Below are 11,343 nucleotides of genomic sequence, written 5' to 3' on the forward strand. Positions count from 1 at the left end.
GTTATATCCTCCTACTTTAGTATCTAGATAATTTCTTTTCCCATACGGAGAAAAGAGTTGTAAACACTGTAGTTAATGCTAAATATATACAAGCTGCAATAAAGAATGGCTCCATCGGTCTAAAATTAGCTGAATATATTTGCTGAGCAGCTCTCATAAGTTCTTCCATAGCTATAGCAGAAACTAAGGATGTATCCTTTAGCATAGTTATAAACTCATTTCCCACAGGAGGTATTAATATCCTTATTGTCTGAGGTAATACTACCCTTGTCATAGTTTTACCATAGGTAAATCCTAGGGCTTTACATGCCTCAAATTGGCCTTTATCTACAGCTAAAATACCGCCTCTGATTATTTCCGCCATATATGCACCAGAATTTAAACTCAATCCTATTATTGCCGCTGTCATTGGTTCTAATTCTATTCCCACAAAAGGCAGACCATAATAGAAGAAGAATAACTGTAACAGCATAGGAGTTCCTCTAATAATCCATGTATAAAATGATGCTAATGTGTATATCACTTTATTATTTGATAATTTTAATAGTGCTACTATAATACCAATTAAACTTCCAAGTACTACTGAAATTACTGTTAATTGAATTGTTTTACCACTTGCTTTTAATAGTACTGGAAATATTTCCTTTAAAATATTGATATCCAAAACTTCAGTCCCCCTCTTTATAAATGCCTTATAAACACCTTATTCCCTATTTTTTATAAATATCTGTTCCAAACCATTTAATAGATAACTTTGACATTGTTCCGTCTTGTGTTAACTCATTTATTGTTTTTTGTACTGCATCTTTTAATTCTTTGTCACCCTTTTTGAAAGCTAATCCTATTGGTTCTTGATTTAAAGTTACTGCTATATCAAATTTGTTCTGCTGTTTTGCTAGATAATATCTTCCAACAAATTCGTCTGCTATTACTGCATCTATTCTTCCTATTTCAAGATCCTGGAATGGCTGAGTTGCCTTATCATAAGTTTTTAATTGCTTTAATCCTTCTATTTTCTTAGCTGCTTCTTCTCCTGTTGTTCCAAGCTGGCATCCTGCAACTTTACCTTTTAAATCTGCTTCAGTTTTTATTGATTTATTACCTTTCTTAACTATAACTACCTGGCCACCTTTAGCATAAGGATCTGAAAAATCTACTTCTTTTGCTCTTTTATCAGTTATACTTATAGCTGATGCTGCCATATCAAATTTTCCTGAATTTAAAGCCATTGTAAGTCCACCAAATTCAGTAGTTACAAACTCTGCTTCTACTCCAAGTTTTTTAGCAATTTCCTTTGAAAGGTCAATATCAAACCCAACCAATTGATTTTTGCTATCTCTAAATTCCATTGGAGGATAAGTGTCCTCAAGACCTATTCTAATCTTTTTTGTTTCATTTATCTTTTCTAGAGTATTAGTGGCCTTTTTATCTTCAACTTTTTTAGTTGAGCTGCCACATCCTGTAAACAATGTTCCTATAAGGATAACACTTAATAAAACTGATACTGCTTTTTTCATGATTTTTTCTCCCCTTTATAAATATTATTTTATAAGTAAAAAGTTAAATGAAAAGAGTTATATTTTACTCTTCACTTTTCACTTTTCATTCTCAACTAATGAATTTACCTGCATCCCCCTAATTCTCTGTGCTCTGTAATCTGTACTCCGTACTCTGTAAAGGTGTTGCCCCCATGCAAAAGCTCACATAGGGGCTAAATATATATTAATATTTATAAAAAGGGGTCTGCAATTTAATTATAATTGTTAATTATTTATAGATATCTTCTCCAAACCATTTTAGTGATAGTTTAGAAAGAGTTCCATCATTCTTTAATTCATCTAATGCCTTATCTACTGCTTCTTTTAATTCCTTGTCTTCTTTTCTAAAGCCAATTCCTACAGGTTCATTAGTCAATTTAGCATCAAGGAGTACTAAATCTCCTCCTCTTTTCTTTAGGTAATATCCTCCTACCTGTCCATCAGCTATAACTGCATCTATTCTTCCCACTGACAAATCATTAAATGCATCTGTAACTCCATCATATTTTTTAAGTTCTTTTATTCCTTCAATTTTACTAGCTGATATTTCTCCAGTAGAACCTAACTGACATCCTATTACTTTTCCTTTTAAGTCTTTCACATCTTTAACAGCATTATTTCCTTTTTTAACAACTATTCTTTGTCCACCAACTATGTAAGGTGTAGAAAAATCTATTTCCTTTTTCCTTTCATCTGTTATACTCATAGTGGATAATATCATATCAAACTTTTTGGCTTTTAATGATAGGATAATTCCCTTCCAGTCATTGGTTTTAACCTCAACCTTAACGCCTAATTTCTTACCAATTTCCTGACCCAAGTCAATATCAAAACCTACTAAATTATGGCTTTCATCCCTAAATTCCATTGGCGGATACGTATCATTAAGCCCCATTATAAGTACTCCATTCTTTTTTACCCTTTCTAAAGAGTTTAAGTTCTTATTTGCTTCTTCCTTTTTATTACCTGTACTACATCCAGTAAAAACACCAATTGTTAAAACCACTGCTGTAATTAATGCTAATATTTTTTTCATAGCCCCAATTCCCCCTGCCTTTAATTTTTATTATTTCGATATTATGATTATACAAAGTATTTTATAATTATGCAATACCTTTTTTAAAAATTTTATTAAATATTTTATATTTTTTCTTCTTATAATCCCTATACATATCAGTATTAACCTGTAATCCTTTGCAATTGAATTTATTATATAGAGTATACTTTATTTTCAAAATATTCTTATATCTCATTGCATATTTATGCATACATGTATAAATAATATTCAAAAATAAATATAAAAACTGCTGCCTATTTTTTCAAGCAACAGCTTTTATATATATTACAATCTATACCCTTCTTCAATAGCCTTTTGTACATATCCTCTATTATTTTCTAAAAGTTTTATGCATAGTTTCTTATCCAAACCCGTCTTTATCATAACTATACTTAACTTTACATCATAACTTGTTTCATTTAAGACCTTTTCCGCTTCTTCTAAACTTACTCCAGTAGCTAATATAAGTATTCTTTTTGCTCTGGCAACTAATTTATCATTACTAGCCTGCAGATCTATCATTAAGTTACCATAAACCTTTCCTAATTTTATCATAGTACCAGTACTTATCATATTCAAAACCATTTTTTGAGCAGTACCTGCTTTCATCCTAGTAGACCCCATAATCACTTCCGGGCCCACCATTATAGAAATATCTATATCCGCTATGCTAGCCATTTCACTTTCTGAATTCATTGTAATGGACAAAACCCCTGCACCTACTTCTTTACCATACTTCATTCCACCTATAACATAAGGAGTTCTTCCTGAAGCAGCTATTCCGCACACTACATCTTCTTTTTTTATATTTAAATTAATTAAATCTTTTTTACCCAGTTCTTCACTGTCTTCTGCTCCTTCTGCCGCTTTAAATATAGCTGAATTTCCTCCTGCTATAATTCCTTTTACTAAATCAAAATCCACGCCAAAAGTAGGAGGACATTCTGAAGCATCTAACACCCCTAATCTACCACTAGTACCTGCTCCCATATAGATAAGTCTTCCACCTTTCAAAAGCCTTTCTGCTGTTAGATCTACAGCTTTTGCAATACTTTCTTTTACTTTTTCTACTGCAAAGGCCACTTTTTTGTCCTCTTCATTTATCATAGTCAACATATCATAAGTGCTGACTCTGTCTATATTTACAGTGTCTGAATTTATACCCTCAGTCACCATTTTGGATAAACTCTCCACTTCCATTAGAATAACCCCCAATTTAATCTAACTTCCAGCATAATGAAATTTTTATTTATTTTACTATAATTATATGATAATATATTTTTTCATTTAATACAATTATTATTAAAATATAATTTCATATAGCGATATAAAAATACTCCCTCCCAAGCAAACAAGTTTTTATCATTTCACTTGTCTACCTAGGAGGGAGCATATCACTTTTTTTATTTTTTTATTTAAAACTTTCTGCAGCTTTTATTGCATTAATCATACTTTTTTCACTAGCAATACCTTGTCCTGCTATATCAAAAGCAGTTCCATGATCTACTGAAGTTCTTATTATTGGAAGTCCAACAGTTATATTTACTCCGGAATCAAAAGCTAAAAGTTTCATTGGAATATGCCCTTGATCATGATACATAGCCACTACTATATCATATTTGCCTTCATATCCTTTTAAAAACACAGTATCTGGAGCTATAGGGCCTTCTACGTTTATACCAGCTTCAGCAGCCTCTCTCACTGCCGGAATAATTTCTTCTATTTCTTCCCTACCAAAAATACCCGATTCTCCTGCATGGGGATTTAATCCAGCTACAGCTATTTTAGGATTTATTATACCAATTTGCTTTAAGGCAGCATCAGCAAGTTTTATTACTTCTAGCACTCTTTCCTTTTTTACCTTTTCACAAGCTTCCCTTAAAGAAGTGTGAGTGGATACATGTATAACTTTTAAAGCTTCACTCCAAAGCATCATGGCATATGTGTTAGTTCCAGTAAGTTTTGCAAATATTTCTGTATGACCATCAAAATTATATCCTGCAAGATGAAGTGCTTCCTTATTTAAGGGGGCTGTTACTACTGCCTTTATATTATTTTCTAAAGCCCAGGCTATGGCAGTTTCCACATATTTAAATGCAGCCTTCCCACATACCTCCGACACCTGTCCAATTTTAAAATTCTTCATAGAAACAGGATATGCCTCTACCATATTAATAAAATCTTCATCAAATTCATCTATACTACTTATTACTTTTAATCTATATTTTATATTTAATATATTCATATAATACTCAATTACTTCTATGCTTCCAAAAATCACGGACTTTTTTCTATACTCTTCAACTTTATCTAATGTCTTTAATACTATTTCTGCTCCTATCCCTGCAGGATCTCCCATAGTAATTCCTAAAAAGTTCATTATATTATATATCCTCCTTCAACTTCCTCATGCAATATTCTATTGCTTCATTTTTCCCAAAGGCCCCCGCTTTAGTAATAATTTTAAGCCCATTAAATTCTCCGCCGGTTAATTTCATTAATGGTATCCCAGTAATTACTTCTTCCACAATGCTGGAACCAGAGGCCTTGGCTTTATTTATAAAACCAATAGCTGTATCTCCCCCAGTTAAAAATATCCCAGATATTTTCACTCTTTTTATAATCTCTATTGCTATTTCTCCCAAAATTTCTTGAGTATACATACTTACCTCCTCTTTCGAGAGATTTTTTTCTTGTCCTGCACTGACTGCTTCTTTATAGTCCTCTCTTTCATAAGCAGATGTAATAATTAAATCTTTTCCTTTATTAAGTATTTCTAATGAGGAGCTTATATAGCTTTCTATAGTTTCATCCTTTAATAATTTACTTATATTTATTTTTAAAATCTGCATACCGCAGCCTTCAGCATATTTTAACTGCTGTCTGGAAATGTCACTTATACTTCCAACTACACCAAGTGATGGTTTAAATGGTTTCTTTACTTTTAATATGGAATCCGCCATTCCTGCAGACCCTACCCATAATATCCTTTTGCCAGTGTCCAAAGCACTTTTTACTATTTTCAGCATATCTTCATTGTTTTTAACATCAAATGTGTACACTCTTCCTTTTTTAAAACTTATATTTTTTTCTCTTATTTCATTTAATCCATAGTGAACTATTTTCTCTTCAAAACCCTTTTGTAAAAGCTTATTTATATTATCCTCTTTTACAGGTTTTTTAGGATCTTTAGCCACTTCGGTATCTACAATTCTTACATCATTTAATTTCTGTATTCCATCTATAGTAGTCCTCTTTATATCCGGGAAAGCTGGGGCAAATATAATTAGTTCAGGCTTATACTCTTCATCTACTGCCTTTATTTCCGAAACTATGTTTCCTCTTAATGTAGAATCTACTTTTTTATAAACCAATTCAAAATCCTGTGTAAATAACTTCTTTATTTGATTCTTTACCTTTTCATAGGCATCCTTCTCTGTAAGCCCTCTAGATTCAGTATCTATCACATAAGAAATACTAAAATCATTTATATTTTTTGTATCCAATATCACATTTGTTTTAATTCCCCTCTTTTTCAATTGTACACCTGTATCATTAGCCCCCGTAAAATCATCTGCAATTATCAAATAATTATCCATACAAATCCTCCAAAAGAAGGCTATTTAAATGCCAACCCCTGCTGTTGATTTTGCCTTATCTTTTTTATCTAAATAAGATACAAGTAATGGGCATAATATTGCAGTTACAATTACAGCTGCAGCTATTTGTGCTGTAGCAGAAGCTACTAGCGGCTGTAATGAAGGATCGGCTAAAGCAAGTGCTGCTGGTGTTCCTACTGCATTACCAGCAGTGGTTCCTATAGCTGCGCCTACAGCCTTTTTCTTTCCAAATAAAGCTGTAGAGAGATATCCACCAAAACCTGTAACAACAACTACTATAACTCCTAAAACAAGTCCTGGCAAACCTGCCTTTATTATTGTTCTAAAATCCAATGCGGCTCCTAATGGAAAAGCGAAAAATGGAATTAGTAAAGTCTGACCATTGGCTAAAAATTTTCTCATGTCTTCATCAAGATTTCCTAATATAAATCCAACTAAAATAGGTATTAATACTGCTATAAATGCTATAAATGGAATATTTGCAAGACCCGATATTCCAAATGCAAGCATAGTAAAGAAAGGTCCATCATTTAATGATAGTATAGAGATTGCTCCTACATCTGTAGAATCCCCATATTGTCCAGCTAAAGCTGCATAAAGCCCTCCATTTGAATTTGTAATAGCTGCTACAAGTGCTAAAGGAGTAAGTCCTAAGATTCCCTGCATTCCACAGGTTTTTCCAACAATCCATCCAATTGCTGCACCTAATATAAATTTTACAAGTGTTAAAACAACCCCTTTATATAGTGGCTTTCCAGCTTGCTTTACATCTATTTGTGCCCCATTACATAATACAAAAAGAGCAATAAGTGCTGTAGCACTATTCTTAAAAAGTGCTGTAGTAAAGCCACCTATTTCTAAAGCCTTAGGGAAAAATGTATTTATGGTAGCTCCTAATAACAATGGGATTACCATAAGTCCACCTGGTACCTTTTGCACACTTTTTAATATTTTCATATACTCTCCTCCCATTTAATTTCTATTAATTAATATAAATAGATTTCCTGTAATTACATTTCAGGAAATCTATTTTAGAATTTTTAGAAAGTGGATATGAGCTTATACATGCCAAATTCCTTATGATTTAATGCTTCTGCTTTAGTAAGTTTTCCATTTATTACTTCAATCATTTCATCAAAAACCTTTTCTCCCACTTCCTTTATAGTCTCATGGCCTTCTATTATAGTTCCTGCATTTATGTCAATATTATCCTTCATGATTTTAAAAGTTTCCGGATTTCCTGTAACTTTAATTACAGGTGCTATTGGGCATCCCGTTGGAGTTCCTCTTCCTGTGGTAAATGCTACTATCTGCGCTCCTCCTGCAGTCATGCCTGTAATGGATTCTATATCTTGTCCTGGAGTATCCATAATGTAAAGTCCTTTACCTGCTGGTTCTTCAGCATAATCCAAAACTCCTTGAATTATTCTTGTTCCGCCTTTGTATATGCATCCTAATGATTTTTCTTCAATAGTAGTAAGTCCTCCCTGAATATTTCCTGGAGTAGGCTGTCCTCCTCTCATATCAACTCCCATAGTCATGGCTTTCTTTTCACAGTCTGAAACTATTTTAATTATTCTGTCTCCAACTTCTTTTGAAACAGCTCTTTTAGCTAAGATATGTTCTGCTCCTATAAATTCTGTAGTCTCTGAAAAAATAGAAGTACCCCCTGCATCCACTAATTTATCCGAAACATATCCAACCGCAGGATTTGATGCTAACCCTGAAGTTGTATCAGACCCTCCACATTCTATAGCAAGTGTTATTTCAGAAATATCTATTTCTTCTTTTTCCATCTTTCCTACTTCTTCTGCCATTTCACGCAAAATTCTTGTTCCTAAGGCCTCTGTATTTAATGTACCGCCATTTTCCTGTATCACTATACATTCTGCTCTTTTCCCTGTCTTAGCTATTTCCTCAGCCACTTTTTTTGCTGGAACTCCTTCACATCCCAGTCCCACAACTAGAACTGCGCCTACATTAGGATTTTTGCCAAGTCCTATTAATATATTTGTTGTTAAATCTAGATCCGGTCCTATTTGACAACAGCCATGTTGATTAGGAATTGAAACCGCACCATTTATATGATTTGCTATTCTTGCTGCCACTTCACTAGCACAAACAGAAGCAGGTATAACTAATATATGATTTCTTATCCCTACCTGTCCATTTTCTCTTCTATATCCATAAAGTTTCATTATTTCTGCACCTCCAAATCTCCTCTTCCTCTTTCACTTACCACATTATGCACATGTACATAATCTCCTGCCTTTATATCCATTGTAGCCTGACCTATTTCTTCACCATACTTTAAAATCTCTTCATCCTTTTTAATATCCTTTATAGCAAATTTATGTCCGAAAGGAATATCCTCACACAGTATAACTTTTTTCTCCTTTCCGAATATGTCTACAAGCACTTCTTCTCCCTTTTTTAAGTCCTTTACCGCAGTTGCCACATTGTCATTTCCATTAGCTACCACTGCAAGTTTTAACATTTATATCACCTCTATGATTTTCATTTGTATTTATATATGAGCAAATCCCATGCCATAAAAAAATATTCATCAAAATCCTTGAAAATCAATGCACTAATTTACCTTGTAATTATATATGTTTCATTATGCAACATAAAAATTGCAAAATAAAAAAATATGATGCATTTTGCATCATATCCTTATCATTCCTTTAACTTTCTCCATACAGTAGTTCTATTTACATTTAAAATATTAGATGCATTTACAATGGAACCATTACATTTTTTTAATACATACATTATATACTGCTTTTCTACTTCTTTAAGGCTTTTTTCTCCCTGTACCTTAAATGTAATTTCTTCTTTACCTAAAGCATCTTCATTTAACTCATTATAGGCTACATTATAGGCTACATTGTTTATTCCATTTTCATCATCTAAGATTACATCTTCAATTCCTAATTTATCTCCTTCTGAAAGAATGACTCCCCTTTGAATCATTCCCTGTAATTCTCTTACATTCCCCTTATAATTATAGTTTAAAAGATAATTTAAGGCTTCTTTAGATATACCTTGTAAATGCTTATTATACTTTAAGCAGTATTTCTTTATAAAAAAGCTACCCAGCTGCTCAATGTCCTCTTTTCTTTTATTCAAAGGTGGTATATTTAAAGTCAATATATTAATTCTAAAATAAAGATCTTCTCTAAACTTTCCTTCTTCTACCATTGCATTTAAATCTTTATTAGTAGCACTTATTATCCTTACATCTACAGGAATAACTTTATTATCTCCAATTCTCATAACTTCTTTTTCTTGAAGAACTCTTAAAAGTCTTCCTTGTATTTCTATAGGTATTTCCTCTATTTCATCCAAGAATATAGTGCCACCATGAGCAAGCTCAAATATGCCTAATTTTCCTCCCTTTAGGGCCCCAGTAAAAGCTCCTTCCGCATATCCAAATAATTCACTCTCAATTAAATTTGGCGGTAATGCAGCACAATTTATGGCAACAAATGGGCCTTTTCTTCTATTACTATAATTATGTATACTTTGAGCGAATAACTCTTTACCCACTCCTGAAGGTCCAGCTATTAATACTGGTGAATCAAACTTGCTGTATTTTTTCCCTTTTTCTATGCACGATTCAATTTTTTTACTTTTGTGTATTATATCATTGAAATGATATTTTGCAATAAATCCCTTCTTAGATAGATTTAATCTTACCTTCTTTTCTAAATTTTGAAGTTCTGTTACATCTTGAAAAGTAGCTACTACTCCTCTTATTTCATTGTCCACTATTATAGGTACTCTATTAGTAGCTATTTTAGATTTTCCTACTTCCTGTATTTCTCCTAACTCTACTTTGCCATTCTTCAATACCTCTGGAAGTTTGCTATTTTTTATTAATTCTTCTACATGTCTTCCAAGCACATCCTGTTCTCTAGCTCCAAAAATTTTTTGTGCCATAGAATTAAAAATTGTAAGCTTGCCTTTTTCATCTACTGCAATTATTCCATCATGAACAAAATCCATTATAGTTTTAAATTGCTCAGTCTTTTCCTTTTCAGTTTTTGACATTTGAAGTATTCTTCTTGCTTCCTGCATGGCATTAGTAACTGCCTCTTCACCTGAGGTTATTATGTAACTTTTACATTTTAATTTCCTAGCCACTCTACTTCCAATAGTATCTCCTACAAATACTTTTACACCTTTTTCTACATATGGTGTTAGTTTTTCTTCAGTCCCCTCTTCTCTATCTATTTCAATTTTAACCATATCAAGACCTAATATCTCCTTTATTGTCTCACACCCTTGAATTATATTACTATATCCCGCTACCCCTATAGTTCCATTGTAATTAATTATATCTTTGAATCCTCTTAAAATATCAAAGGAAGTGATTTTTATTTCAACTACAGGAATACTTACTACATTTTTTATCATTGTATAAGTTCCGCCTCTAGAAATTATTATCCTTGCCCCTTTTGCTACTACTTTTTTTGCCTCTATTACTCCTTCACTTAAATCTCCTAATATTACCTCAATATTATTGTATCCCCTATTTTTAATTATTTTCATGCTTAAATCGTAAAGATCCTTAAAAGGTGCTATTAAAACTATATCCTTCATAATCTATTATCCCCCTTTTTCCAAACCCTACTTATCTTATATGCAGCTGAACCTTTATAAATTTTTCATAAACTCTTGTTGCTACAAGACTATAATCCTTATCTTTTAATAATTCTTCTAATATTATAGTTGTACCCTCATCAAATAATTTTACTTCTTTGCCATCCTTTAAATATATAGCCAATAGATTAGATTCCATTCTTAAATATAGATTGTCCCATTCTTTGATATTATAATTTTTATTTATAATATTTATGGTTAGACCTCTTTCATAAAATATCTGTTTTAACCTTTCATATTTAATTTTATATTTCTTATTTTCCTTCCTTAATTTATTTATTCTATGGGTTTTCTCCTCTATAAGCTGCTGAATATTTATTATTTTCCTCTTATATTCTTTCTTTTTATTGTCTAATTCTTTAATTTTATTTTCTTTCTCTTTAGCATAATATTTACTTAAGATATTAAAATTATTTTTTTTCATTAGTATCATCCCTACTTTTTATAATATAATTATTAT

General features: G+C 32.0%; 11 protein-coding genes. All 11 read right to left on the reverse strand.

The features are described 5' to 3' along the window. Nucleotides 1-16 precede the first annotated feature (16 nt). The 11 genes from CLLI_RS08985 to CLLI_RS09035 all read right to left on the reverse strand — a co-directional run bounded on the left by CLLI_RS08985 (nucleotide 17) and on the right by CLLI_RS09035 (nucleotide 11,307). Entirely contained in the window at nucleotides 17-664 is a 648-nt protein-coding gene (locus CLLI_RS08985) for an amino acid ABC transporter permease (RefSeq protein WP_106063878.1), read from the reverse strand. A 46-nt stretch (nucleotides 665-710) separates the two neighbouring features. Then, nucleotides 711-1,517: an ABC transporter substrate-binding protein gene (locus tag CLLI_RS08990; RefSeq protein ID WP_106063879.1), complete on the reverse strand. Its 807-nt coding sequence runs from the start codon at nucleotides 1,515-1,517 to the stop codon at nucleotides 711-713. A 250-nt stretch (nucleotides 1,518-1,767) separates the two neighbouring features. Then, the gene (locus tag CLLI_RS08995) at nucleotides 1,768-2,574 is read right to left on the reverse strand and encodes an ABC transporter substrate-binding protein (RefSeq protein ID WP_106063880.1); all 807 of its coding nucleotides are present in this window, start codon (nucleotides 2,572-2,574) and stop codon (nucleotides 1,768-1,770) included. Nucleotides 2,575-2,880: 306 nt separating this feature from the next. Next, on the reverse strand, nucleotides 2,881-3,795 hold the full coding sequence (gene murQ / locus CLLI_RS09000) for an N-acetylmuramic acid 6-phosphate etherase (RefSeq protein WP_106063881.1): 915 nt from the start codon (nucleotides 3,793-3,795) through the stop codon (nucleotides 2,881-2,883). 211 nt (nucleotides 3,796-4,006) lie between these two features. Continuing rightward, complete coding sequence (pdxA, locus tag CLLI_RS09005) at nucleotides 4,007-4,975, reverse strand: 4-hydroxythreonine-4-phosphate dehydrogenase PdxA (RefSeq protein WP_106063882.1); 969 nt, start codon at nucleotides 4,973-4,975, stop codon at nucleotides 4,007-4,009. Nucleotides 4,976-4,979: 4 nt separating this feature from the next. Beyond that, nucleotides 4,980-6,194 (reverse strand): four-carbon acid sugar kinase family protein, encoded by a 1,215-nt coding sequence (locus CLLI_RS09010; RefSeq protein ID WP_106063883.1) that lies wholly within the window; start codon nucleotides 6,192-6,194, stop codon nucleotides 4,980-4,982. Between the two features lie 24 nt (nucleotides 6,195-6,218). Next, entirely contained in the window at nucleotides 6,219-7,172 is a 954-nt protein-coding gene (locus tag CLLI_RS09015; RefSeq protein WP_106063884.1) for a 2-keto-3-deoxygluconate permease, read from the reverse strand. 83 nt (nucleotides 7,173-7,255) lie between these two features. Continuing rightward, on the reverse strand, nucleotides 7,256-8,413 hold the full coding sequence (locus CLLI_RS09020) for a UxaA family hydrolase (protein ID WP_106063885.1): 1,158 nt from the start codon (nucleotides 8,411-8,413) through the stop codon (nucleotides 7,256-7,258). After that, nucleotides 8,413-8,712 carry a UxaA family hydrolase gene (locus CLLI_RS09025; RefSeq protein WP_106063886.1) on the reverse strand — a complete coding sequence of 100 codons (300 nt, stop codon included), beginning with the start codon at nucleotides 8,710-8,712 and terminating at the stop codon, nucleotides 8,413-8,415. The genes CLLI_RS09020 and CLLI_RS09025 overlap by 1 nt, the downstream gene beginning before the upstream one ends. 182 nt (nucleotides 8,713-8,894) lie before the next feature. Beyond that, on the reverse strand, nucleotides 8,895-10,823 hold the full coding sequence (locus CLLI_RS09030; protein WP_106063887.1) for a sigma 54-interacting transcriptional regulator: 1,929 nt from the start codon (nucleotides 10,821-10,823) through the stop codon (nucleotides 8,895-8,897). Between the two features lie 31 nt (nucleotides 10,824-10,854). After that, on the reverse strand, nucleotides 10,855-11,307 hold the full coding sequence (locus CLLI_RS09035; protein ID WP_106063888.1) for a hypothetical protein: 453 nt from the start codon (nucleotides 11,305-11,307) through the stop codon (nucleotides 10,855-10,857). Nucleotides 11,308-11,343 lie beyond the last annotated feature (36 nt).

It is taken from the genome of Clostridium liquoris, from assembly GCF_002995785.1.
Taxonomy (GTDB): domain Bacteria; phylum Bacillota; class Clostridia; order Clostridiales; family Clostridiaceae; genus Clostridium_AO; species Clostridium_AO liquoris.